Consider the following 26,179-nt stretch of genomic DNA (forward strand, 5'->3'; position numbering starts at 1 on the left):
TAAGGAGGAGTACAAGGGTATGAAAAAAAGAAAGATGTTGTGGAGCGTCATTTGTTTAGTGATGTTGACACTCGCCGGTTGTGGTGGCGGGGGCGGCAGTACTGACGGGTCAAACGATGGTGGCAGCAGTGATGGCGACAAGACATTGGTAGTCGGGATGGCATCTGATTTGAAGACTTTGGATCCTCACCATGGCTATGAGGTTTACGGCAACATGGTGTATTATGCACTTTACGATTATTTGTATCGGACATTTGATTCATCAACACCAGAGCCTTCATTAGCGGAATCACATGAATTGGATGATTCTCAAAAAGTCCATACGTTCAAAATCAAAGAAGGGGTAAAATTCTCCAGCGGAAACGAACTAACCTCAAAAGATGTGAAGTTCAGTGTCAATCGAGTTAAAAATCTGAAAAGTAATACGAGTCATCATACAGAAAATGTAGAAAACATTGAAACGCCAGATGACTATACGGTTAAGTTCACATTGAAGGAACCAGATGCTGCCTTCTTAGTGAAATTAGCGAATAATTCATTTGCGATCGTGGATTCAGAAACAGTCAAAGAGCATGGCGGAACGGATGCAGAAGATGCTTCCTCTAAAGATACAGCTGAAAAATGGTTGAACACAAATTCAGCCGGTTCAGGAGCATACGTGTTGGACAAATGGAAACAAAACGAAGAACTTAGTTTAGTAAAAAATGATGATTATTGGGACAAAGTAGCCAACGACAAAGTTATTTGTAAAGAGATTCCTGATGTAAATACGCAGATCCAAATGTTGAAACAAGGCGATATTGATATTGCTTTAGGTATCGGCGTAGATAATGTCTCGCAATTGAAGGATCAAGAAGGCGTGAAGATCAAAAACTATGTCGGCTCAACGACGACCTTCTTATTAATGAACCAAGATGAAAAAATCGGCGGACCAATGGCGAATCCGAAAGTTCAAGAAGCGGTTCGCAAGGCGATCAATTATGAAGAGCTGCTGAAAATTTCTGGCGACCAAGCCGTATTGCCGTTAGACATCGTACCAAAAGGTTTTGTAGGTGGTTTAGAGAAAGGCAAAGATTATCAAGATTTAGATGAAGCGAAGAAATTAATGGAAGAAGCTGGTTACAAAGACGGCTTTGACGTGAAGTTTACTGTGGCTAATTTCGATACAGAAGGAATGTCGTGGACGACTTTGGGGCAAAAAATCAAAGATGATTTAGAAAAAATCGGTATCAACGCGAAGATCGAAACATCAGAGATTGGTGTCGTAATCGACTCTTATCGCGAAGGAAAAGAAGCGTTCTTAATGATGCACTGGCATCCAGATTATATGGACATCAATAACCAGTTAGTCTTCTTACCAGGCGACACCGTTGGAGAACGTGCGAAATGGACGGATACTTCAGATACGAAGATGGCTGAATTGAAGAAAACGATCCAAACAGAGTCAGATGAAGAGAAACGTTCAGCGGCATCAGAAGAATTGCAAAAATTATTGGCAAACGATATGCCATACGCTTTCTTAGTTCAACATCCAAAAGTATTAGCCTACCGCGATAACTTGAAGGGTGTTAATTACTACGAAGTACAAAAAATCAATTTCCAAGATGTCAGTATCAACTAACCAAAGGGCAAGGGGCAAAAGTGTATGAGGAATATGGCTAGGTTTTTATTACGGCGCTTAGTATTTGTCTGCTTTTTGATCATTGGGGTGACGTTTTTAGTATTCATGATCTCGCATCTCGTTCCCAGTGATCCAATTGCATCGAATATGAGTCCAAATGCGATGAGCGATCCTGCAGCGGTAGCGGCTTATAAAGCACGTTGGGGATTGGACAAACCGTTAATGGAACAATACTTTATCTATCTGAGCAACTTGTTGCGGGGAGATCTAGGGACTTCGATTCGCACCGGTAATCCTGTTATCAGTGATTTAAAACAGTTTTTCCCTGCGACTTTGGAACTATCCATCATGGCTATGCTGATCGCCGTTTTATTCGGGATCACGTTTGGGATCATTTCTGCGGTTTATCGCAACAAGCCGTTTGATTATCTAGTCCGTACTATCTCAATCAGCGGGGTTTCGATCCCGAACTTCTGGTTTGCGTTAGTCATGTTGTTGCTGTTCTATTCTAAATGGCAGCTGTTTCCGGGCGGTGGACGAGTCAGTTCCCGGATCTCGGCACCAACAGGAGGAACGGGTCTCTATGTCTGGGATGCTTTAACGAGCGGGAATTGGGCGCTGTTGAATGATGCGCTCTCCCACCTGATTCTGCCGGCGATCGTTCTAGGGTTCTTTACCATGGGATTGATCTCACGGCAGACTCGCTCGAATCTGTTGGAGGTTTCTTCCTTAGATTATATTCGGACAGCTAAAGCAAAAGGGCTCTCTCAACGTCAGATCGTTTTGCGTCATGCGTTAGGAAATGCCTTGATTCCTGTAATTACTGTTATGGGAATGGGCTTCAGTAACTTGCTGGGCGGTATGGTCTTCGTTGAAAAAATCTTTTCGTGGCCGGGGATCGGGCAGTACGCGTATCTTTCGGCGACAACACTGGACTTTCCGGCGATCTGCGGCGTTTCATTGCTGATCGCGATGGTCAACGTGCTGCTGAATCTCTTGATTGACATCCTGTATGGAGTCATTGATCCGAGAGTGAGGTACAGCTGATGAAACGACTACTGAAGCAAAAAAACTTCTTATTTAAATTGGGATTGGTCATCTGTGCGCTTTGGGTGATTGTGGCGGTCTTTGCACCATTGATCGTTCCAAAAAATCCACTGGCACAAGATATGATGGGGCGCTTTTTGGCACCAGGGTCATCCGGTCATTTACTTGGAACGGATGAACTAGGTCGAGATGTCTTCTCTCGCGTTTTGATGGGGAGTCGTGTGTCGATCACGGCTGGATTAGTAACGGTCTGTATCACTATCGTCATTGGCACCATCTATGGCGGGATCGCTGGGTACATCGGCGGGATCGTCGATGATATAATGATGCGTTTCGCGGAATTGATCGCGGCCTTTCCGCCGCTGATTTTGGCGATGGTAATTGCGGCTGCGTTAGGCCCAAGTATCTTTAACTCAGTACTGGCGATGACTATCATTTGGTGGCCTAATTATGCACGATTGATGCGAAGCCTCGTGATTACTTTGAAGGAGAACGAATATATTGTTGCCTCCAAAGTTCTAGGGGCGAGCCATTTACGAATATTGGTCAAGGAAATCGTCCCCAATGCATTAGGGTCATTATTGGTCATGGCGACCTTGGATATCGGGAATGCGATCGTGACTTTCTCAGGATTGAGCTTCCTAGGATTAGGAACACAACCGCCAACGCCTGAATGGGGTTCGATGGTATCTGATGGTGTCAATAATATGAACTATTGGTGGATTTCTACCTTCCCAGGTATCGCGATTTTCTCTATGTCGATCGGTGCCAACTTTGTTGGTGACGGGCTACGGGATTATCTTGATCCGAAAATCAAAAATAAATAGATGAAGGGTCTGTCTCATAAATTACATGAGGCAGACTTTTTTGTTTTGAATCTAACAAATGATTATAAATTATATATTCTTTTTCGAAAGAAATTATTTTAATAATGAAATGTGATAAACTTATTATTGAATAAAAGACACAGTTTTACGAAAAAGAAGGTGAAATTTTGGGAAGACATACTGATCCAAATGAAAAATCTAAAAGCAAATATGTCATTGTTGGTTTAGCGGCGCTTCTAGCGGCAGGCGGGCTTTATTTTGGTGTAAAGCATATTATGAACTATTCAGAAGATAAACCGAAAGAAACAGTTACTGCCAAAGAAAGTCAATCCACTTCAAAAGAAAAGCCGGCTGCAAGCAGCACGAAGAAGGCGGCTAAGAAAAAAACAGAAAAGAGTTCGGAAAAGAAGGCGAAAACAAAAAAGACGACTGAATCTTCTAAAAAGAAAGCAACAAAGGAATCTAGCACAAGTAAGAAGCAGGAAAGTTCTGAGAAAAAGACTGCAACAAAGACGAAAAAGAAAACGACCGCTAAATTGGATGCGACGGCATTAACGCAAAGCGCAGGCAACGTTTATTATGATGTTTATTATTTCAAGAGCAAGCAGCAATTCTCAAGTAAAAATTCTGAACAGACGATTGCAGCCAATGTCATTGAGCTCTTCATTATGGACTATGCGCTAGCCCAAAATGATGGCGCTAATCAGGAGATTCAGGATAAAAAATTGTCGGAGTGGCTGACTCCGATGATTCAACAAAATGATATTACTGCTACTAATGTATTAATCGATCATTATGGCATGGATAAGTTGAATGAATTTTTTAAAGTACAAGGGTATTCCGATACGCAAATCAATCGTCGGATGGTCGATATCAATGTGCGAATCACTGATGATGATAATTACACGTCGATGAATGATTGCATGAAATTATTGAAGAAAATCTATGACAATCGGAAAAAAGAGCCGCAAAAAACGATGCTGGAGATGCTGAAGGGACAAGTGATTCGTACGAAAATCCCGCAAAAATTACAGAAGGATGTAGCGGTAGCGAACATCACTGGTGAACAGCAAAATGTCGAAAATGATATCGGGCTCGTTTTAACTGAAGATAACCCATTTGCGATCGTCGTATTGACCAAAGAGGTTTCGGATATCGTAAAAACGAGAACAGCGATCGCTGATTTTAGTTTAGCAGCGACAAAATTGAAATAGCTAAAGCAGAACTTACCGGAGGAAATCTGGTAAGTTCTTTTTTATTCAGTATCGTTTGGATATTCTATGATAGGCGCAATGGAAATGAATTCGTTATGATAATAAGTTAGAAGAGGCATCAGATAAGAATAATTGTGATTTTTTAAACTACTTATATGATAAAATATATTCAAGAAAAAGTGTTTATTCTCTATGAATAAATAAAAAGGAGCGGTTTTTAAAATGAAGCTATGTCCAAAATGTGGGGAAGAAAATAGCGAGCGATCACTATTTTGTGAGCACTGCGGTTATGAATTTGCTAAAACAACATCGTTGCCCAAGAGAAGTCAGGGAGTGAATTTGCAAGAAACGAAACATTCATCGAATGACACACCGTCTTCTCAAAAATCTAGTGTTCCGAAATGGGCATTTATCATCGCTGGGGTGGCGTTGTTAGCTGTTGTCGCAGGTGTTGGTTTTGCTATAGCCGGTCGTTCGAATAATGAGGCGGCTCTGCCTGAAACGACAGTATCCTCTACTTCTGTTGATACTAGTAAATACGATGATATTATTGCTGAGGCCAAGGAATTAACGATCGACGGTGACTATAAAAAATCAAATCTGAAGCTGAGCCGCATTCCGGCGAGCGATTTAGGAAAAAGTGAATTCTCAGCGATTGCTGATGAAGTCGATGATCTGACTGAGAAAAATGATGAGGGTTTAAAGCAAGAAGAAGATAAAGCAGCGACACAAAAAGCTCAGGAAAAAGACCGTCCCGCCGTGAAAACTTCTGGAAGTACCAGTGGTTTTAGTGGTGATTACGCGAAATGGGCGAATACTTATTATTTTTACTACGCTCAATCCAGCCAAAGACAAACGGCTTTGACGATCGGTGCAAATGGCAGTGTGACTCAGAAAAACGTGAACGGTACTCAGTATTTTGGGAAAGCGACTATTACGAATGCCAGCGGAGATGTTCTAAGCTACGAGACGAATGAGCAGTATCCGCATGAGATGCCAGATACTAAGCTGATCAATCCTAATGTCCAGATCACGGTTACTTGGGATGATGGTGGTACACAAATTTATTACGGCTATGTCTCTTATTCTTCACGTTTGGCATTGACTGATGGTGTTTCGAAAAATGATGGTGTCAATGAGGTTTGGATTTCCTAAAATTGTAAAAGAAAGAAGATGAAACCTTTTGGGAAGACATTCCAGTCCAGAAAAATTGGGAACACCAAAAATTATTTTGATGGGGATGTTTTTTCTTATATTAGCGGGCTCCTCATATTTAGTGATGAACACTTTTTTTGCTCAACAGCAAGAAAGCACATCAGCAACGACCGAGAAAAAGCTTCACCCAAAAGCGAGTTCCATATTTGAATCAAGTGAGGAGATTGCGGATAGTAGCAGCACACAACAATCAAGTGAACTAGAGCTGCAATTGGATACAGCGCCATTAACGACAAAAGCTGAACATGTTTACTACGGTGTTCACTATTTTAAACAAAACAAAGATATTTCCAGTAACAATTCTGCTCCAACTGTTTCGGCCAGTGTGATCAAAGTATTTATTATGGAGTACGCTTTTACTCAGGCTGATCTAAACGAAACAATCGAAGGTCAGACGCTCAATGACTGGATAATACCTATGATCCAGCAAAGTGACAATGATGCGGCAAATGTTCTGATTGATCATTTCGGCATGGATGAATTGAATGAATTTTTCCAGATACAAGGCTATCGAGACACTCATTTGGAACGAAGGATGCTGGATGATGAGGCACGCAGCCAAGGCAAAGAAAATTATACATCGTTAAATGATTGTATGTCATTTTTGAAGAGGCTTTATCAACAGCAAGAAGCCGCTCCTCAAGCAATGATGTTAGCTGTCATGAAGGGACAAACGCTTCGTACGAAAATTCCTAGTAAATTATCCGAAGATATCCTTGTGGCGAATAAAACAGGTGAGCTCGGAAATGTGGAAAATGATATCGGTTTGGTATTCTCAAAAGACAATCCATTTGCAATCGTGGTTCTTTCGAATCATTGCACAAATTCTGAAGAAATCAGAAATGCGATTGGAGATTTTACATTAGCGGCGACAAAAGTTTATTAATAAGCCAAATGAAATACGATCGGTTTTGCTTTAGTTAACTAAAGCAGGACCGTTTTTTTATGGGGATTTTTAATGGTCTACCTATTTTTTATCAAAGAGAATGTGAAAATATGATTATTTGTAAAACTGAATATAAAAACAAAAGCTATTATCGTGAAAAAATACTATAAGGTATCTGGCTTTTAAATCGGCGTATAGGACACTTTTTTTGAAAGTGTTTTCAAAAAAGTTATTGACAAACAAGAAGGACGGATATATATTTATCTTGTGAATAGAACCATTGGCTCTTTTTTAGAACCAAAGGCTTTTCGGAAGGAGAGGATTTGTTTGATCGGTTTACTGGTGGTTACTCATGGAAGTTTAGGAACGTCACTTTTGGAATCCATAGCTATTATTGCTGGAGAAGTAAAATGTTCAGCATCGGTTGGTTTATACCACGGAGATAGTCCAGTTCAATTAAGAGAGGAGATTCAGGAAAAGGTAAACGCATTGGACACGGGAGCGGGCGTTCTTGTTTTAGTCGATTTTTATGGCGGAACCCCTGGGAATGAAGTAATGAAGTTATTAACAACGAACAAAATGAAAGTGCTTTCGGGAGTGAATATGGCGATGCTGTTGGAGATCGTAGTGAATCGTGAATTTTCAACAGATGTAGAAATGCTGGCTGAAGCTGCTCTTCAAAGCGGCAAAGACAGTCTGCAGGACTTGAATGAAGTGTATAACAATTTAATCGCAAAGGCAGGGGAAGAATAATGAGTATTGTATTGGCAAGAATCGATGACCGCCTGATCCATGGTCAAGTCATGACTTCATGGCTGAATTACACGGGAGCGAATCGAATTATTATTGTAGACGATGAGACAGCGAATGACACTTTTTTGAAAATGATCGTGACTTCTGTGGCACCTGCGAATATCAAAACAGAGGTTTTTGGAATCGACGAAGGCGCTGAAACAATCAAACAATTGACGGCAACAGATAAAGTAATCATTTTAGCTAAGTCGCCTGCAGTCTATGTTGCGCTGATGAAGCAGGGGATTTTGTTAGAGAAGGTGAATATTGGCGGTATGGGTGCAAAAGAAGGCAGAACAAAATTCTACAAGAATATTTCTGCTTCTACAGAAGAAAAAAATTGTCTGAAACAACTGACTGATAATGGAGCGGCTGTTACGATTCAAATCATTGCAGAAGACAAGGCGATAGATGTAGCTAAATTATTGACATAGGGAGGGGTATAAATGGAAATTTCATTTATTCAAGCAATTTTAATTGGGGTTGTTTACTATCTTGGTGTTACAGGAACACCATGGCTTTCGTTGCTGGGGAGTATTTCTTTTATGCAAAAGCCATTGGTTGCTGGAACGGTCGTTGGCATTATTTTAGGGGATCCGGTTCAAGGTGTCATTATTGGAGCAGCGATCCAGCTTCCGTATATCGCATTTATTTCAGCCGGCGGAACAGCTCCGGTTGATCCAGGCTTGGCAGGTACTTTAGGAACGGCTTTAGCAATTGCTTCTGGCGCAGATCCGCAAACTGCTGTGACACTTGCGATGCCGATCGGGTTATTGGGCACCGTGATCTGGGTCGCTCATATGACGATCGACGTTTTCTTCGTGCACATGGCGGATAAAGCAGCAGATGATGGAAATCTTGATCGGATCAATTTTTTACATGTGGTTCCACCGCAAATCATTCTATTTTTAATTAGTGTAATTCCAGTAACATTGGCTGCTTATTATGGAGCAGGAGCGGTAACGAGTATTCTTGGGTATTTAGAAGGTACGCCGTTACATGTGCTTCAAGTAATCGGCGGTTTATTACCGGCATTAGGGATCGCAATGAATTTACGTTCGATCAATCGGCCGAACACGATGCTGTTCTTTGTTTTAGGGTTCGTCATGTCGATCTATATGGGCTTAGATGTCATCGTTATTGCTGTTTTAGGTGCAATCATCGCTTATCTTTATACGATCACACCAAGAACTGAAATTGGCGGGTTAAGTTAAGGTGCCAGTTCCACTATAGGCTTTTGCGCATTAGTGGAATGGTAAGCGTAGTGAGAATCATAATTCTTTTTCTTTTTAGAAAAATGACTACTTTAATACGAAATAGGAGGGGAAAAAATGGAGCAATCATTAGAAAATGATATTCAAAAACCAAAAAAAGAATTATCTAAACGAGATGTAACCAGATCTTTCTGGCGTTGGACCTTTTTCAGTCACGCGAATTACAATTATGAACGATTAGAAGCAACCGGACTAGTCCACTCTTTAAGTCCAATCATTAAAAAGCTCTATGCGGATGATCCAGAAGAGTATCGAAATGCTTTGAAACGGCACATGTCTTTCTTCAATACGGAACCACATTTTGGTGGAATTATTTGTGGAATGGTCATTGCTATGGAAGAAGATCGGGCGAATGGTGCGCCCATCACAGACGACGCGATCAATGGGATAAAGACTGGTTTGATGGGACCTTTCGCTGGGATCGGCGATACTCTTTGGCAAGGAACTTTGACACCCATATTATTAGCCTTCGGAGTAAGCTTAGGAGCGGAAGGAAATTTAATGGGGCCAGTGGTTTACGGGCTCTTAATGTTTGGCATCATGTTTTCATTAGCTTATTTTGTTTGGATGCAAGGCTATAAGATGGGGAAAGCAGGCATTGAAAAAATCTTGAGCAGTAATATTCTTCAATATTTGATCACGGGAGCCTCAGCTATGGGAGCGATTGTTTTAGGGGCGTTGACGGCAAATTTCGTTTCGGTTTCCTCACCATTTGTAATTAAGGTCGGTGCGGTGAAATTGGGCTTGCAGGAAGATATCTTGGATAAATTATTCAAGGGTATCCTTCCACTAGGAATAACTTTGCTGACATTATACTTGCTGAAAAATAGAAAAATGAAATCAACAAGAGTGATGTTGATCTTAGTTGCTATTGGAGTACTTTTTGGAGCGTTCAATATATTCTAGCCAATTGTAGAGAAGGGAGACGGAAGATGAAGACAGCAGTCTTTTATGGAATCAAGGATTTGAGAATCGAAGAGTGCGACTTGCCAGAGGTTTCAGAAAATAAAATTCTGATAAAAATCGAGGCTTGTGCCATTTGTACATGGGAACAAAGAGTCTATACAGGAATAAAAAAAGTCGACTATCCTTTTATCGGAGGACATGAGATCGCGGCGGAGATTGTTGCTTTGGGAAGCAGTATTGACAAGACGAAATGGCAGGTTGGTAATAAAGTCGTATTCGGAACGAATCTTGCTTGCGGAGATTGTGACTTCTGTAAAAGCGGCGAGGAACAGAACTGCTTAGATTTTAATCACAGCAAACATTTAGAGGGACTTCCTCATAAAGGAATGGGTGGTCTATCGGAATATATGCTGGTGGAACCGAAGCATCTGTTCCATTACTTCGGGGTTACACCTGAAGAGGCCGCATTAACAGAACCCTTATCCTGTGTCGTTCATAGTTGTGAAACAGCGGATATCCAGTATGGGGATCTGGTGGTAGTTATCGGTTGCGGTATCATGGGCTTGCTGCATGTCGCTTTGGCGGTGAAAAGCGGTGCTAGAGTTATTGCGTGTGATCTAAATTCGGAACGGCTGGCATTAGCTAAAAAAATTGGAGCGCATTATATTATTGACTCTTCGAAAGAGGAGCTTCCAGCTAAGGTCAAAGAGATCAGTCATAATTTAGGCGCGAATGTGGTCTTTGATACGACACCGATTCATAGCGTTGCTGAAGAATCAGTTGAATTGGTTTCAAATACTGGGAAGTTGATCCTTTATTCATCTTTTTATCCAGATGAGCCAGTCAGCTTTAGTCCAGATAAACTGCATAAAGGCGGATATTCAATCGCTGGTACAGCCAATTCAAATAGTCGTGACTTTATTCGTGCATCGAAAATGATCAGTGATCGTGTGATTGATATGCGGCCATTCATCAGTGAAATCGTTCCATTCGATGACGTGGTGGCAGGTTTTGAGTCAGCGATCAAAGGAGATAAATATCGGGTGGTAGTAAGATTTAAGTCGTGATGTAAAAAAAGCAGCAGCGACAACTAGAGTATGGTAGGTAGTTGCGTAAGAATCAGTTATAATCAATAATGAAAATCCATTTGATTTAAACATTATTTAGTATGCGGCTACCTGTCTGTTTTGATAGAAATCTTTATGATCTCCCTATCCAAGACAAGACGAGTGAAGGGAGGATTAGTTACGTGGAAGAGTTTATTCCAAAGTATAAAAAAATCAGCGATGATATTCAAAATTTAGCCAAAGTGTTGAGTGGTCAAGGAAAACCACTTCCCAGTGAACGCAAATTATCAGAAACGTTTGACGTGAGCAGAACGACGATAAAGCGTGCTCTAGAATCATTGGAAAGACAAGGCATTGTTACTTATATAGAAGGAAAAGGGTTCATTATTCCTAATCGGGATGTAAAGATCGTTTCAAGTATGCATATTTCTGGTTTTTATGAAGACATCGTTTCTCGTAAAAAGAAAATCAGTTCTAAAGTCTTGAAAAAAAATGTGATTCAAGCCGATCAGAAACTGAGTAAGGAACTAAAAATAGCGGAAAATGATTATGTTTTCTATCTTTTACGTTTACGTAGTGTTGATGGGACGGTATATTCTTTGTCCGAAAGCTTTATTCCGCTTAATCGTTGTCCGGAGATTGGTTCTTTTGATTTAACGGATAAGTCTCTTTGGAAAGTGTTAAGCCAATTTGAGATCTATCCAGAAATTATTAGTCAGCGAGTAAGTGCGCGGATGGCCAATTACTCAGAAATCGAATACTTGAATATTTCTAATCCTGCGGTAGTCATGGTGGTCAACAACATGGCTTATTGGAATGATCTGCCTATTGAACTTTCATATGTCTATACCGATGTTTTCTCAACAAATCTTGAATATCGTTTTAGCAAATAAAACGAGGAGGAAGATTCATGTTAGTAACATTAAGTGAACTTTTGAAGGATGCGAAAGAAAAAAAGTATGCGGTTGGGGCTTTTAACGTACCCAATCTAGAAGCGATTCGAGCAGTCATTCAAGCGGCTGAGGAACTGGGTTCTCCAGTGATTTTGCAGCATGCGGAGGTACATGAAAATCTGATTTCATTGGAAGAGATTGGTCCGATCATGCTTCAATATGCGACTGCGGCGAACGTTCCAGTTGCGGTACATTTGGATCATGGAGCGTCCTTCGATATGTGTGTCAAAGCGATTAGATTAGGATTCACCTCTGTGATGTATGACGCGTCCAGCAAAGAATATGAAGTCAATTTAGCAGAATCTAAGGAGATCGTAAAAATCGCTCATGCTGCCGGCGTAAGTGTCGAAGCCGAGTTAGGCCGTATTTTCACGTCAGCGATAGGCGGCGGAGAAGGAAGAGGGTCTGATTCCAGTGAAGACTATGAAGACTTGGAGGATGTTTATACCGATCCTGATTTAGCCAAAGTGTTTGTGGAAGAGACCGGCGTTGATTGTTTAGCTATCGGGTTTGGGACGGTCCATGGCGTCTATTTGAAAGAACCGAAGCTGGATTTAAACCGAATTCTTCAAATTAAAGAAAAGATTGATGTGCCTTTTGTAATGCATGGCGGTTCTGGTGTATCGGAAGAGAATTATCGAACAGCTATAAAAAACGGGATCTGCAAGATCAATTATTACACCTACATGAATAAGGCGGCCGGCAAGGCTCTACAAGAAGAGCTGGAAAACTTTTCTGGCGAGGCTGTTTTCTTTGATGAACTTTCATTAAATGCGACCGCAGCTATGAAAAGCAATGTGAAAGCAGCGATGGAAATTTTTATGAACCCTTAGCTCTAAGCCAATTTGATGGAGGAGAAAAGATGGAGAAGATTGCAGCATCGATTATGTGTGGGAACCAATTAGCGTTGGGGCAGGAATTACAAGAATTGCACGCGGCGGGGATTGACTGGCTGCATTGCGATGTGATGGATGGTGTCTATGTTAATAATCTGGCGATGGCTCCGTATGTATTGGAACCAATTATTCAGACTGAGAAATTTATCACAGATATTCATTTGGCTTGTGTTGATCCAGAAAAATATATTGAGATGTTCGCGCCGTTGGCTCCGGATTATTTAACCTTCCATCTCGAAACGACTGAAGATCCGAAAGCGTTAGTGAAAAAGATCCATAATCACGGTCTGAAAGCAGGAATCGCAATCAATCCTGAAACGCCGATCGAAAATATCTTTCCTTATCTAGCAGTTATCGAATTGATTCTTGTGATGACAGTCAATCCGGGATTTGCTGGGCAAAAATTTCAGTGGCCGGTTTTAGAGAAGCTCGAATTATTGAATCGTCAACTTGAAATGCAAAAGGTGAGCCCCATTATTGAAGTTGATGGCAATATCAATTCAGAAACGGCTGCGGCTATCAGTAAAATCGGTGCCACTATTTATGTTGTCGGAACCTCCGCACTTTTCAATACTAAACCAGGTTCTTATGGAGAAAAGGCTGATGATCTGAAGCAAAGCTTGGTCTCGATGAAAGAAAAGTAAATAAAATAATCAAAACCTTCTTGCCTTCATCTTAGGGCAAGATTTTTTTGTTTTACAAGATAAGTAGGTCGTCTATACAGATTTTTTTTGCCGTGTTAATCTTTTATTAGTGACCTGAAAGTTGGAGGTCAAGCGAGTGGATTGGAGCGAAGCAAATGACAAAGGAAGAATTTTTAACAAGAATAAAGGACGGCTTGATCGTTTCTTGTCAGGCTTTACCTGGTGAACCTTTATATACTGAGAATGGCGGAGTCATGCCATTGTTAGCACTAGCAGCGAAGGAAGGCGGTGCAGCAGCGATCCGAGCGAATTCTGTGCGGGATATCCAAGAAATCAAAGCGGTAGTAGATTTGCCGATGATTGGTTTGATCAAAAAGCAATATCCGCCAGAAGAACCATTTATCACTGCTAGTATGCAGGAAGTTGATGAGTTGATGGCAACGGGAGTAGAAGTAATTGCGTTGGATTGCACTCTCCGTAAACGTCATGACGAACTAACTATCAATCAGTTCATTCAGCAAATCAAGAAGAATTATCCTGAGCAATTATTGATGGCGGATATTGCTGTCTTTGAAGAAGGGATAAATGCGTATCAGGCGGGTGTTGATTTTATTGGAACAACGTTAAGTGGCTATACTGCGGAAACGGCGAAGCACAAAAACCAAGGTCCAGATTATGAATTGATCCAAAAGTTAGTAGCTGCGGGATTACCAGTCATCGCTGAAGGACAGATACATACACCTGAACAAGCAAAAAAAATACAAGCCATGGGTGTTAGCGGGATCGTCGTAGGCGGTGCGATCACTCGACCAAAAGAGATTACGAAACGATTTACAGACTTGTTGAAATAGAAAGTGAATAAGAAACTAGGTGGAGCACCGTTTGTTTGGAAACAGGAGCTGTGACAAAATTTTTCTACAGCTCCTGTTTTTTATTAAATGACGAGTATCAGATTGCGTTTCTTTTCTTTTTAAGTTATCATGAATATAAAGTTATTTATATTCATGATGTTTAAAGGAGTGAGACTAGTGAAGAAAAGCAAAGGGTTTTCCGTGGAAGAGAAGAGCAATTTAAGAAACAAGCTGTGTGAAGCATGCGAGAAAAGTTGGACGAAGTTTGGCTATCGAAAAACGACGATTGGTGAGCTCACAAAAGAGACTGGGATTGCCACAGGATCGTTTTATCTGCTCTTCGAAAATAAGGAGGAGTTGTTTATTGAAACCTTCCTTTTTGTTCAACAGCGCTTAAGAAATGATTGGATGATGATTTTGGAAAAAGCGCCTAATAAAAAAGGGTTCATCAATGCAATGATTGCTTTATATCGAGAGTATCAATCCTCGCCATTTCTATATGATTTTTCGAACCCGGATTTTTTGGCTTTGCTGAATCGTTTGAGTGATGACGAACGGGAAGAGTTTTCAAATAGCTCCTTGTCCTTTTTTGAATATATCCTAACGTGTACAAATCTTACACTGGCCATACCTGAGGAAAAGGCTTTTGGCGTACTCAGCAGTTTGCTTTATACAGTGACGATGACGAATGCGGTCTATGATCAAGAGGAAGTTTTTACCTTTATGTTGGAAACGATTAGCGATCGATTATTTATTGAGAAATAAGAAGGAGGAGAAAAAATGTTTGATAGTTCAGCGGAATATTTTGAAAAAATGGCGGAGGGTATGGGCATAGCGATAAAGATTCCAAGGCCCTCTAAAAAAAGCCTTCAAGCAAGTGCGAAGAGTAATACCGTGGTGGGTGTGGGCTTGATTGCCGGTGGTGTTTTGTTATCCAGTAAAGCGATGTTTACACTAGGGGTTATTGGACTTGCAGGAGCAACAGCACTTCATCATCAGTTAAAAGACTAAAAATCCAATTGAACGTTAGGGCAATTATCTGTCCTAACGTTCTTTTTTTAGCTGAAAATGACCACAACATTGATGAAAAAAATATTTTACCTTCCATATATACTAGTTATTTGACCAAGTTTGTGAGGGGGTTCAATGATGGATGTTTTAGCAGAGGAACAAGCAGAATGGCAAAAGATTCGTAGTGAGATCGCGCAGAAGGTAAGCAGCCTTGAGCAGGAAATGCTCCATTTTACAGAGGAAACACAGCAATTTCATCAGTATTTGATCGATTATAAGGGCGAGATTGATCCTCATGAAATGTTTGTCAATTCACGGCTATTGGATCAGCAGCAACTAGCGGAATCGGTCAGCGGAAAACAATTGATTCGTTTGGAAAAGCAAAAAAGAAATCCTTATTTTACTCGTATTGATTTTATCTACGAAGGAGAACAGATGGCGGAAAAAATCTATGTTGGCCCATTTTCTTTTTCAACAAAGAAACAAGGATTATTGATTTATGATTGGCGGGCGCCGATCGCAAGTGTTTTTTATGATTATGATTTAGGAGAAGCGAGCTTCCAAACGCCTGCTGGAGCCGCTTCAGGAGTAATTCAACGAAAGCGGCAAATCAAATTCAAAGATGGAATGATCCGTTATGTGGTGGAGTCCGATACGACCGTTTTCGATGAGATTCTGCAAAAGGAACTGAGTAAGCAAAAAGGTGGGCAGATGACCACGATCATCAGTACGATCCAAAAGGAACAGAATCGGGTGATTCGAGATAGCGGTTCAAAAGATATGATCATTCAAGGAGTTGCCGGATCAGGAAAAACGTCGATTGCCTTACATCGTATCGCTTTTTTACTTTATCACTTTCGCGATCGCATTACTTCGGATCAGGTGATGATTCTTTCGCCGAATCGGACCTTTAGTCAATTTATCGGACAAGTGCTGCCGGAATTGGGAGAAGAACCTGTCACTGAATGGACGATCGATGCGTTCGGACAAAAACTTTCAGGATCAACTGAAGTTCCTTCACGATTTGAGGAAATCGAGACGATCTATCTGGATGATCATGCTCAATTAAGTGAACGCATCAGCTATCTTTCAACTAAGAGATGTGTAAAGGATTTGAATGACTTTCTTAGAAGGGTTGAAAGGTTTGTGCCGCAAACAATAACGATTGGCGATTATGATTACGAAGCTGATTTCATTATGAAACGTTACAAGGCTTACCATAAGAAACCGGTTTTCGAACGTCTTCAGCTTATTTCGGAAGCTATTCTAGAAAATTTACGCAGTCGGCCTTTTCAACCGAAACGAAAACCAACAAAAAAACAGTTGTTTAATCGTTTGAAGAAAATGCTCAATTCCACAAACAGCAAGAAGCTTTATCATGACTTTTTAGCAGAACAGTCCTTTTCAACTAAAAAAATGTTAAGTCATTCTGATTTATTTCCCATCATTTATATTCGGTTGTTTATTGAAGGCATCGATGGGTTTTCAAAGGTTCGCTACTTGATCATTGATGAGATGCAGGATTATACCCCGATCCAATATGAAGTATTCAAAAAAATATTCGCTTGTCCAATCTTGTTGATTGGTGACTTTACTCAATCATTGACGGCGATCAATGAAATGAGTTTAGCGGAGATTCAGAATTATTACCCTAAAGCACAATCGATTTTTCTAACGAAAAGCTATCGATCGACCTATGAGATTATGACCTGTGCGAAAAAAATTATCGGCGACCAAATGATCGAACCCGTTTTGCGACATGGTATGAAACCAGAAAAACGGATTGTCTATTCTGAAGCAGAAGAAATTTCGAGTATAATAGAAATAGTAGAACAGTTAAGAAAAAAAGAGTTGGCAACGATCGCATTGATCACAAAAACGTTGGCAAGAGCCAATGAATGGTTGAAGTTATTGAATAATCAAGGAATAACTTGTGAGGTATTAACCAGTGAGTCAGCAAATCTGAAGGAGAAGCTTTCCATTTGTCCGCTCGTTCAGTCGAAAGGATTGGAATTTGATGCGGTGATCATAGTTGATGCAAGTAAGGAAAATTATCCCGGTACATTAGGCCGCCAGCAATTATTTGTCGCCGCGACAAGAGCGATGCATGCGCTCTATTTTCTTCAAAGGAAGTGAACTACATGAATAATTCTCGGTTGGTTGCAAGTATCATTGACTACATCGAAGAACATCTGCAAGAGAAGATGACGCTTGAAGAGTTAGCGCAACAGCTCAACTATTCGAAGTTTTATTTACTGCATGAGTTTAAAGAAACGGCCCAACAGCCGCTGTATAACTATATCAAGCGTCGCCGCTTAAACGAGGCAGCAAAATGTCTGCTCTATTCAGAGCAACGAATCATTGAAGTAGCGATCCAAATGGGTTATCACAGTCAGCAAGCTTTTTCTAAGGCTTTCGAAGAACTTTTCAAGCTGACACCTAGGCGCTATCGATTACAGAATAAGCAATTCCTTATTGAAGAACCTTATGTTATTTCAGACTATTTAATTTGGGCGAACGAGCAAGACGTAAGTATTCGATTGGCGGAAGTGAAAGAACAGGAGAAGATTCTGTATTTTGTCCAGTTGATGCGGGGAGCTTTACCTTACTTGAATGGAGAGAATTATTTGCCTTCACTTCAATCCTTCATTAAAGCAGAAAGTTGCTATCTTGCTTGGGCAAAGGGCCGAGTCATTGGATTGCTTCTATTCGATTCCCGAAGAGAAAGGATTGAGAATCTTATCGTTTTACCTTTTTGCTGGAGTCTGAAGATTGAGGAGAGGTTGCTAGCTAAATTGATTAAAGAAAAGCGGCCGCAAGCGCTCTACACGACGACCTTTAGAGACGCTGATAAATTAGACATCGGTCATCGTCAGCGTCTATTAGAGTTAGGCTTCATTCCTTGGAATGAAACGGTTGAGGTAAATTATCCAACGGAAAAAATGCGTTTATCTTTGAGAGTGATGAACGAAATTCATTTGTAAGAGGAGCAGCTTAACGAAAAGTTAAGCTGTTTTTTTGCGAATAGATTATTTAATGCGCTATCATTTAATCTATTTTCTTCAAAATGTTTATTTTTCTGATCGAATGATAAAAAAGAATACAAATTTTCTATCGATAATTCTGAAATTCCTAGAAAAAAATAGGGAATTCAGTTTTTTTCGTGAGAATAGAGAAAATAAATCAAAGAACTTAATTATGTTTATTATTTATTGATAGTAATTTTAAATAATTAATGAATTCAAGAATAAAATTCAATAACGGTGGTTATTGTATCTTTTTATTTTTTTTGAAATTGTTATATCCTTATTTTTTATTTATATTACTATTATGGATAAATCTGTTTATAAACCTTTGGGGTTGATAGTAATGAATAAGTACAAAATACATATTTTTTTATTTTTTTTCTTCGTAAATTTAGGTTCATATTCACCTGTTTCTGCTGTCCATGCTGAAACAGTAGACAGTGAGCCTTCAGTAGCTGAGAGCACTGAACAAAGCTCTTCAATAAGAGAAAATGAGGAATCTAGTGAATCTGTTAGCAATGCGCAGGTTTATGCGGAATCATGGGCAGTCGTTTCTACAGTTAGTGAGTTACAAACAGCATTAGCAAATAAGGAGCTTTACATAAAATTAGCAGATTCATCCGATATTTTTGATTTTGGAAATGCGGCTATCCCGATTACAGGAAATGTCACTATTGATGGAAACAATCGTCAAATTTCTTATAACGGCGGAAATTTAAATGCAAATAAGGGACTATATACTACAACGGGCGGCTTAACGATCAAATTGCAAAATATGACGTTTGGATCAGCGGATTTAACGGTTCCAGCTCTTGGTCTCTATGGAATCATGCAAAGCGAGGCTGCAACTCAATTGCATATTGAAAATGTTAATTATTATTCGAACCAAAGTGCGCAGCCGTTTTATCTTAGAAACCTTAATAGTAAGATTTATTTTCACGGCACAAATCAATTCATACAACAAAATACCGATGGATCAATGGCGAATGGTCAAGAATTTGCTGAATGCAATAACTTGGAATTTACAGCAGGAAGCAGTACAACCATTGTCCAAAACACCCATGATGCACTGGGTTTTTTGTGGATGCCTGCAAATCCGGCTAGTATCGTGGTGGGTGATGGGGCAGAGGTCGATATAACCTCGAACCACAACTTTATTTATTCCGACGGCACGAATAATGGTGTGATTACCCTAGGAGAAAAGGCAAAATTTTCGGTAACAGGTACGAATTCGGCGAAGGGAAATTTCTATTATTTTGATAAGGCGGCGTTTCTAACAGTTGGTAAATCTGCTGAATTCTTGGTTCGTTATCCGAGCAGCTTGAAAATAGCTAACGGCAGTGCCTTTAAATTTTTGCCAGATTCGATTGGGCTATTTGAGATCAGTGATAGTGAATCTGTTTTTGATCGATCTGTTGGATCGAGCTCAACCTTCGAAATTGATAATGCTCACGAAGTCACTTTTCAAGGAAAAGCCGGAACTACCTACAATCCGATCGGGTTTGTCGGAGGAACCAATAAATTTATCTTTGATCCATTCAGTGAAAAGACGACAGGTTATAGTGTTATGGCTAATGGCGTACCGTTGACGTCACAGCTAGATGCGGGAACTTGGCATATTACTGCTGCGGATATTTCTCGTGCTAGCCAAACAAATACGCCAGATTTCACATCTGTTGAAAAAACGGCATTGAAAAATGCTGACAGTATCCGTTTAACCAGATTGAATCTGCCAGTAGAGTTAGTAAGTGTGACTCAAGATGTGCAAGTCAATGAAGCTAATTTTCAATTGGCAGAATACCAACTAAACCAAAATGATGATCTAATTAGCGGCGTGGATTTCAAATTATATTCCAAAAAAACTGATGATCCATCAAAGGATGAAACTGGATTAATCGAACAGCAATCTCTTCCAAATTTAGAGGATACGGGAACATTTTCGAATCTTAAAGAGCAAACGGACTATTGGCTTTATGTTCGAATCGTCTGTGACCCAGTGAGTCAGTCAAGTGAGTGGCTGGAGGTCCCTTTTAAAACAAAACAAGAAATGATCAACGTCAGCTTTCCAATTGAAGCAGCTTTTTACACTAAAAAAGAGACTGGAAAGCAGGTAGTTACTGCCGCAGACACCTATTCAATCGATAATCACAGTTCCTTTCCAGTTGCGATTCAAGCTACAGATTTCCAAGAACTTTCTAATCCAGCGGGGATTCATTTATTACCTGAGGCGGATGAAACCAACCAGCGAGATTTATTTTTGAATCTAACTGAAGGAACTAAAAATTTAGGAGTACTAACTAAGGATCTAAAAGAGACGCCGTTGTCATTTGCTGAATTAGCAGGAAATACTTCAACTACTATGGGATTTTCAGGCAGGTATTACGGCGATGCTAAAAAGGCTCAGCAGGTTCAATATCGTTTGATATTAACTGCTGCAAGAAAGGAATAAAAATTAATGGAAGAAAAACAAAAGAATAAAAAGAAGTGGCTGCTGATTTTATTGTTATTATTATTGGCTTTAGGCGGAATCAGCGCTTATTTCTTTACGAGGCCAGATGCCAAACCGGTTTCAATGGTAAGTGGCGAATTTTTACCGGAGGGCAAGGATGCAAACAAGATCAGCGATGCTGAACTAAAGAAAATGGCACAACAAAAAGTTGATCGCAGCAAGTTCAATATGGTGATCGCACCTGATGCGACGTTTGAAAGCAGTGATCAAGCTGGAGAGCTGATTATTCAGAATCCAACAAACAACGCCTATCCCGTCAATGTCGAAATCACTCGAGAGGACAACGGCGAATTAATCTACACATCAGGAGCGATCCAACCTGGCTATGAGGTCAAAGAAGCCAAATTAGAAAAGAAATTATCAAAAGGAGATTATCCAGCGACGGCGAAATTCTCCTTGTATGATGATAAAACAAACGAGAAGAAAGGAGAGGTTGCAGCGAAAATTACGATTCATGTCAAAAATTAGTTGCGTTAGTAAGAATACATATGAAAAGGGAGAATAACATGAAGAAAATTTTAAGTGGACTATTAGTAGGAAGTGCTCTATTAGGTGGAGCAGCAAGTGTCTATGCAGTTGAGGAAAATGTCAGTGGAACCAATTCAGCTTCGATCACTGTTAACGGGTCATTAGGACAAGACAATACGGACGAAAATGGACCGAATATCGATGAGGGATCAGACGACTGGATTAACGTGACTGTGGATACTGCAAATATTTTTTACACAACGAAAGATTCGGAACACAAAACAATCACCTCACCATATTATGCCATTACCAATAATTCTGGACGTGGAGTGAAGATTTCTGTCGATGGGTTTACTGTAGATTCTGGAAACTTAGATAATGTTGACGCACTGGAAATCAGTGGGCAAGATTATTCTGCAGCTGAGAAATCAGTGGATTTAAAATCATTTGTAGCAGGAGAGTTTTTAGTTTTAGCCAATAACCAAGGGAAGCTGAATGTCGATACAGATCCGTCTGACAGCTATAAAAATGATACACGGTACAAATATTCAGGCACAACGAAAGATGAGTACTATAAAGGAAATGCAGAGCAGACGAAACATACCTTAACTTTGGCATTTGAAGCTTTAGGAAAAGATGGAGCTTCCGTAACGCCTTAAATTAAGGAGGCGATTGTGTGAAAAGCGAGATTTATATTGAAGGAACGCTGGGTTCCTATGAAGAACCAATATATAGTTCTTCAGGCAGACCGGCAGTATCTAACGAACAAGTTGCCAACGTGAAGGTAGTCGTAAGCTATCCGAAAACAGGCGAATATCAAAATCAATACTTATTTTTCTCAGGAATCTGTTTAATGATTTTGTTGCTAATTTTGATAAGAGAGAAGACAGTCGACTAAGGCTGTCTTTTTTTTCTTACGGACACCGTAAAATGATTTGTCAAAGTTTTAGACTGGATAAGCAAGCATTGATAAAATATAGGAAAAATCAAAAGGAGAGTACCATGACGGTTTTAGTATTAGGTGGTGCAGGATACATCGGATCAAATGCAGTTGATGCACTAATTGAGCGAGGAGATAAGGTAGCAGTAGTTGATAATCTTTCTACAGGGCATAAAGCGGCAGTGAATGAAAATGCGCATTTCTATAAAGGGGACATTCGCGACAAAGAACTTCTTCGATCAGTATTTCAAATAGAAGGAATCGAATCAGTCATGCATTTTGCGGCTCTCTCCTTGGGACGCGAATCTGTAGAACAGCCCCTCAAATATTTTAGTAATAATGTTCATGGAACAGAAATAGTTTTGGAAGTGATGAAGGAATTCAGAGTCAATTCAATCGTCTTTTCATCTTCAGCCACGATTTACGGCAACACAAACCAGTCTCCAGTAGATGAAACAGCGGAGCCGGCTCCAATCAATCCGTATGGAGAATCTAAACGAATGATGGAAACAATCATGAAATGGCAAAGCGAGGCATCTGATATGAATTTTGTTGCTTTACGCTATTTCAATGTTGCTGGTGCAAAAATGGATGGCACTTTAGGTGAAGTACGCCAGCGTTTGATCCCAGTCATTTTACAAGTAGCTTCTGGCGAAAAAGATAAAATGGTACTTTTTGGCGACGATTATCCGACTGTAGATGGAACTTGTGTCCGGGACTATATCCATGTATTGGATCTTGTAGACGCTCATATTCTAGCACTGGAGTATTTAAAAAAAGGCGGTTCTAGTCAAATTTTGAATGTGGGCTCTGCACGCGGGTATTCAAATCTTGAGGTTGTTCATGCTTGCAGAGCGGTTACTGGTAAACCAATCCCATTAGAAATACGAACTAGTGCAATGGGAGATGCCGCGAGTTTAATCGCTTCGAATGCTAAAATAGAAGCGGTTTTAGGCTGGGCAGCAAAGTATAGTGATATCCAAGAGATCATTGCTGATGCATGGCGTTTTCAAAAGATCTATCCGGAAGGGTATTGATAGTAAGTTGAATAAACGAGACACGAAATTTCGTGTCTCGTTTACTTTTGCTGTTTATACTCATGGAATACTCATTTTTTTGTGAAAAAAGAGCTTATTATAAAATTTAGTTTCAACTAGTCGGCATCTGATTATTAAACGCTATTTTAAATTATTTATTTTATTCATCAGAGAAATAAACAATAAACTATTAGAAAAATGTATTGGAATTGTTCTTTTAAATAAATATGTAAAAAATAAAACAGTTATTTAATAATAAAAAGAGCGTTGATAACGCTGTTTGTTTGTGGTATCTTCGAAAGGGAAGTCGTTTTGTGTTTTTTACATCAAGTTATTTTAATTGCAGAGCAGAAGGATGTTATCTGGGTGGTAAAAATGGTGCTTTGCTGACTATTAAATAACTATTTCTATTTATTGTGATTTGAGAGCGACTTTAAAGTAAACGTTAAGAAAAACACCCTAAAGAAGTACTCTATTGCTATTAAGGGAAGGAAAAGGAGAAAAGATGAAAAGAAAACAATTAACATGTGCAGCACTCGCAAGTTTGTTGGTACCTGCACTACTTGCTGCACCAACAGCTCTTGCAACAGAAGAGCAGCCGATGGCAACAGCAACAAGCGAGACGGTCAAACAGACTGAGGAAACGAAAAAGCCTGATTCAAGTGTCTCTGCACCAGTAAAAAATGAATCCACTGTTCCAAGTACAACTCCTAAAGTACCTAGCGCTACGACTGGAAGTAGTCAAACGTCAGGTGGCCAAGCGACTCAACAGCAGTCTGAAAGTAGTACGGTAAAACCTGTTGAAAAACCAGTAACAGAAGCGCCTGTAAGCAACGATGCGGAAAAAAAGGCGACAGATACAGATAAAGTTGAAGTGAAGCCGTTGGACGTAGAGGAATTTCCTTCAAACAACCCAACGGATACACATCCGGCTATCAATATTTTACCGACTCAAAGTATTCGTAAAGGCAGCAGCTTCGATCCAATGAAGGGTGTCAGTGCTACTGACAAGACCGACGGGGACATCACTGGGAAGGTTAAATATACTGGTACAGTTGATACCAATATGGTCGGGGAATATTTACTAACTTATACGGTAGAGAATTCGCAAGGAAATGAAGCGAAGCAAAGCGTGATCATTCGTGTTGTCGAAGACAATGTTGGCATGTATGAAATCGAGATTGCTGATTTTAGCTTGCCAAAAGGCAGCGATTATATCCAAGCGATTCGTGAACGCATCGTAATTAGAAAACCAGATGGAAGTACGGTACCAACCGCCACAGCGAATATAATAGTAGCGGGGAATCATTCGACTGCTGCACCTGGTACACTAGCAGTTGAAATCGCGGTTATTTCAGAATATAACACGATTACGAAAAAAATTGTGAACATCAAGATTCTTGATACAAAAGACACGATTAAGTTGGATGTACAATCTTCAGTAAGTCTTGAAGTGGGACAAACCTTTGATCCATACAGCTTTGCACAAGCTTATGTGATGAATGCTTCAGGAAAAGATGAAACACTTGCAAAAGCAAGTGCAGCTGGTGGTGTAGGTGTTTGGGCAGATTCTAATGTGGACACTACAAAAACTGGTGATTACAAAGTTACGTATACTGCACTAGCATCAACAGGTGCAACGATCACAAAAACAATGGATGTAAAAGTAACTGAAAAAGCTGAGAAACGTGCGCCGAAAATCCTAGTGGATAATAAAGTGATGTATGTCGGAGACAAATTAAACGAAGAGATGATCATGGCTTGGGCGAAAACGGAAAATCCTGATGACTCGATCGATGGATTTAAAGTGACGAATGGCGACATCAAAGTAAAAGTTGCTGACAACACATTGGTAGAGATCGGCGAACATAGTATTGAATTTTACGCATCTACTGCAGAAGGTGAAACCAGTACTGAGACGATCACACTAACTGTCAAAAATCGTACAGCCGACGAGCCGACTACATCAAATGACGAAACAAAAAATGTAGCAAATACAGGCGGCACCCCAACGAACTTGGCAAACCAAAAAGCCGTTCCGACGCGCGCGGCTCAAAGCACTAAACAATTACCGAAAACAGGTGAAGAATCAAGCAGTCTATTAGTTACAATGATTGGTGGATTCATGGTCCTATTAGCTTTTGCGCTTAAACGCATGAAAAAAGCAGATTAAAAGTTAAAAGCTTCCTTCATTCATTAATGAGGGAAGCTTTTTTACGCTATTTCTGATTTCTGCGTCCGTGTTTGATGATCCATTCTTGAGCCTTGCTAGAAGGCGTCTTACGCCATTCTTCAATAAGGGAATCGGCTTTTTTAGGATCGTCTTTATAGAGGTCGTTTAGATTATTGCCGACACTTTTTTGAACGAATTTTTCGGGGTCATCCTTTAGATTGGTCAGAATTTCTTCGTAGCGATCAAATTCCTCAATGGCAACATAGATTTTTTCTGACCAAGGCAAACGAATTCGTATACCTTCACAAGCAAGTCGACGTACGTGAACATTTTCATCTTTGCTCCACAGAATCAACTCATCCATGACTTCCTGAGGATGTCCCCTCAACAAAGGTCGAATTGCATATTCCCCAGTGAAGCGTTTCGTCAATTCCTTTAAAAACGCTAGTGAAACTTCCCAGTCTGTGTTACCATGGCGTTCAACGTAACGACCAATTGGCCATAGCCACCAGCCAAAACTAAACATTCCCGTTGATTGCTCCAACTCAGGACCGAGAATCTGATAAAAGGTTTGGATGGTTTCCACGTAATCCCCGCTTAAATTTTTTTCTAGCGCATCTACGATAAAATCGAAGCGCGCGAATAATTCTTTATCCTCTAGTTTGCCTATTAGCTCAGCAGAAAAGTTTTCTCGATTAAATTCAGGTTGTACCTCAGACAATTTTTCTGACAGCATCATAATATAGTGATCATTGTAATGGTCTTTATGTTTCAAATGTATCCGCCTCCAATTTATTCTTTGTTTCGATGATACCATAAATA

The 26,179-nt window shown here is 40.1% G+C and carries 26 protein-coding genes; 25 read left to right on the forward strand and 1 reads right to left on the reverse strand.

What is annotated here, in order from left to right; all coding sequences use genetic code 11:
• Positions 1 to 19: 19 nt before the first annotated feature.
• From IGI38_RS00815 to IGI38_RS00935, 25 genes are all read left to right on the forward strand, one after another.
• Positions 20 to 1,621: an ABC transporter substrate-binding protein gene (locus IGI38_RS00815; protein WP_438725603.1), complete on the forward strand. Its 1,602-nt coding sequence runs from the start codon at positions 20 to 22 to the stop codon at positions 1,619 to 1,621.
• Between the two features lie 24 nt (positions 1,622 to 1,645).
• Complete coding sequence (locus IGI38_RS00820; protein WP_438725605.1) at positions 1,646 to 2,668, forward strand: ABC transporter permease; 1,023 nt, start codon at positions 1,646 to 1,648, stop codon at positions 2,666 to 2,668.
• Positions 2,668 to 3,495, forward strand: coding sequence for an ABC transporter permease (locus tag IGI38_RS00825; RefSeq protein WP_438725607.1), 828 nt, complete (start codon positions 2,668 to 2,670; stop codon positions 3,493 to 3,495). The genes IGI38_RS00820 and IGI38_RS00825 overlap by 1 nt, the downstream gene beginning before the upstream one ends.
• A gap of 167 nt (positions 3,496 to 3,662) precedes the next feature.
• On the forward strand, positions 3,663 to 4,709 hold the full coding sequence (locus tag IGI38_RS00830; RefSeq protein WP_438725610.1) for a serine hydrolase: 1,047 nt from the start codon (positions 3,663 to 3,665) through the stop codon (positions 4,707 to 4,709).
• Between the two features lie 222 nt (positions 4,710 to 4,931).
• Positions 4,932 to 5,864, forward strand: coding sequence for a zinc-ribbon domain-containing protein (locus IGI38_RS00835; protein ID WP_438725612.1), 933 nt, complete (start codon positions 4,932 to 4,934; stop codon positions 5,862 to 5,864).
• Positions 5,865 to 5,988: 124 nt separating this feature from the next.
• Positions 5,989 to 6,810 carry a serine hydrolase gene (locus IGI38_RS00840; RefSeq protein ID WP_438725615.1) on the forward strand — a complete coding sequence of 274 codons (822 nt, stop codon included), beginning with the start codon at positions 5,989 to 5,991 and terminating at the stop codon, positions 6,808 to 6,810.
• Positions 6,811 to 7,137: 327 nt separating this feature from the next.
• Positions 7,138 to 7,563, forward strand: coding sequence for a PTS sugar transporter subunit IIA (locus tag IGI38_RS00845; protein WP_438725617.1), 426 nt, complete (start codon positions 7,138 to 7,140; stop codon positions 7,561 to 7,563).
• Entirely contained in the window at positions 7,563 to 8,036 is a 474-nt protein-coding gene (locus tag IGI38_RS00850) for a PTS system mannose/fructose/N-acetylgalactosamine-transporter subunit IIB (protein WP_438725619.1), read from the forward strand. The genes IGI38_RS00845 and IGI38_RS00850 overlap by 1 nt, the downstream gene beginning before the upstream one ends.
• Before the next feature lie 12 nt (positions 8,037 to 8,048).
• Positions 8,049 to 8,816, forward strand: coding sequence for a PTS mannose/fructose/sorbose/N-acetylgalactosamine transporter subunit IIC (locus tag IGI38_RS00855; protein WP_438725621.1), 768 nt, complete (start codon positions 8,049 to 8,051; stop codon positions 8,814 to 8,816).
• Between the two features lie 117 nt (positions 8,817 to 8,933).
• On the forward strand, positions 8,934 to 9,782 hold the full coding sequence (locus IGI38_RS00860; protein WP_438725623.1) for a PTS system mannose/fructose/sorbose family transporter subunit IID: 849 nt from the start codon (positions 8,934 to 8,936) through the stop codon (positions 9,780 to 9,782).
• 26 nt (positions 9,783 to 9,808) lie between these two features.
• On the forward strand, positions 9,809 to 10,849 hold the full coding sequence (locus IGI38_RS00865; protein ID WP_438725625.1) for a zinc-dependent alcohol dehydrogenase: 1,041 nt from the start codon (positions 9,809 to 9,811) through the stop codon (positions 10,847 to 10,849).
• A 182-nt stretch (positions 10,850 to 11,031) separates the two neighbouring features.
• Positions 11,032 to 11,742 (forward strand): GntR family transcriptional regulator, encoded by a 711-nt coding sequence (locus IGI38_RS00870; protein ID WP_438725627.1) that lies wholly within the window; start codon positions 11,032 to 11,034, stop codon positions 11,740 to 11,742.
• A gap of 17 nt (positions 11,743 to 11,759) precedes the next feature.
• Positions 11,760 to 12,635 carry a class II fructose-bisphosphate aldolase gene (locus IGI38_RS00875; RefSeq protein WP_438725629.1) on the forward strand — a complete coding sequence of 292 codons (876 nt, stop codon included), beginning with the start codon at positions 11,760 to 11,762 and terminating at the stop codon, positions 12,633 to 12,635.
• Between the two features lie 29 nt (positions 12,636 to 12,664).
• Positions 12,665 to 13,342 carry a ribulose-phosphate 3-epimerase gene (locus IGI38_RS00880; RefSeq protein WP_438725631.1) on the forward strand — a complete coding sequence of 226 codons (678 nt, stop codon included), beginning with the start codon at positions 12,665 to 12,667 and terminating at the stop codon, positions 13,340 to 13,342.
• A gap of 155 nt (positions 13,343 to 13,497) precedes the next feature.
• A complete protein-coding gene (locus tag IGI38_RS00885) occupies positions 13,498 to 14,193 on the forward strand; it encodes an N-acetylmannosamine-6-phosphate 2-epimerase (protein WP_438725633.1) in 696 nt (231 codons plus the stop codon).
• A 177-nt stretch (positions 14,194 to 14,370) separates the two neighbouring features.
• Complete coding sequence (locus tag IGI38_RS00890) at positions 14,371 to 14,958, forward strand: TetR/AcrR family transcriptional regulator (RefSeq protein ID WP_438725635.1); 588 nt, start codon at positions 14,371 to 14,373, stop codon at positions 14,956 to 14,958.
• A gap of 15 nt (positions 14,959 to 14,973) precedes the next feature.
• A complete protein-coding gene (locus IGI38_RS00895; RefSeq protein WP_438725637.1) occupies positions 14,974 to 15,204 on the forward strand; it encodes a hypothetical protein in 231 nt (76 codons plus the stop codon).
• Between the two features lie 138 nt (positions 15,205 to 15,342).
• Positions 15,343 to 17,340 (forward strand): HelD family protein, encoded by a 1,998-nt coding sequence (locus IGI38_RS00900; protein WP_438725639.1) that lies wholly within the window; start codon positions 15,343 to 15,345, stop codon positions 17,338 to 17,340.
• A 5-nt stretch (positions 17,341 to 17,345) separates the two neighbouring features.
• Positions 17,346 to 18,188 carry a helix-turn-helix transcriptional regulator gene (locus IGI38_RS00905; RefSeq protein ID WP_438725641.1) on the forward strand — a complete coding sequence of 281 codons (843 nt, stop codon included), beginning with the start codon at positions 17,346 to 17,348 and terminating at the stop codon, positions 18,186 to 18,188.
• 385 nt (positions 18,189 to 18,573) lie between these two features.
• Positions 18,574 to 20,679: a pectate lyase-like adhesive domain-containing protein gene (locus IGI38_RS00910; RefSeq protein WP_438725643.1), complete on the forward strand. Its 2,106-nt coding sequence runs from the start codon at positions 18,574 to 18,576 to the stop codon at positions 20,677 to 20,679.
• Between the two features lie 6 nt (positions 20,680 to 20,685).
• Positions 20,686 to 21,207 carry a hypothetical protein gene (locus IGI38_RS00915; protein WP_438725645.1) on the forward strand — a complete coding sequence of 174 codons (522 nt, stop codon included), beginning with the start codon at positions 20,686 to 20,688 and terminating at the stop codon, positions 21,205 to 21,207.
• A gap of 38 nt (positions 21,208 to 21,245) precedes the next feature.
• On the forward strand, positions 21,246 to 21,866 hold the full coding sequence (locus IGI38_RS00920) for a hypothetical protein (protein ID WP_438725647.1): 621 nt from the start codon (positions 21,246 to 21,248) through the stop codon (positions 21,864 to 21,866).
• Between the two features lie 17 nt (positions 21,867 to 21,883).
• Positions 21,884 to 22,105, forward strand: a complete 222-nt coding sequence (locus IGI38_RS00925) for an LPXTG cell wall anchor domain-containing protein (protein WP_438725649.1) — start codon at positions 21,884 to 21,886, stop codon at positions 22,103 to 22,105.
• A 104-nt stretch (positions 22,106 to 22,209) separates the two neighbouring features.
• The gene (gene galE / locus IGI38_RS00930) at positions 22,210 to 23,184 is read left to right on the forward strand and encodes a UDP-glucose 4-epimerase GalE (RefSeq protein WP_438725651.1); all 975 of its coding nucleotides are present in this window, start codon (positions 22,210 to 22,212) and stop codon (positions 23,182 to 23,184) included.
• Between the two features lie 505 nt (positions 23,185 to 23,689).
• The gene (locus IGI38_RS00935) at positions 23,690 to 25,357 is read left to right on the forward strand and encodes an immunoglobulin-like domain-containing protein (protein WP_438725653.1); all 1,668 of its coding nucleotides are present in this window, start codon (positions 23,690 to 23,692) and stop codon (positions 25,355 to 25,357) included.
• 46 nt (positions 25,358 to 25,403) lie between these two features.
• Here IGI38_RS00935 and IGI38_RS00940 read toward each other — a convergent pair whose 3' ends face one another.
• The gene (locus IGI38_RS00940) at positions 25,404 to 26,132 is read right to left on the reverse strand and encodes a DNA alkylation repair protein (RefSeq protein ID WP_438725654.1); all 729 of its coding nucleotides are present in this window, start codon (positions 26,130 to 26,132) and stop codon (positions 25,404 to 25,406) included.
• Positions 26,133 to 26,179: the final 47 nt, after the last annotated feature.

The sequence above is a fragment of the Enterococcus sp. AZ128 genome (assembly GCF_051714485.1).
Classification (GTDB): Bacteria; Bacillota; Bacilli; order Lactobacillales; family Enterococcaceae; genus Enterococcus_A.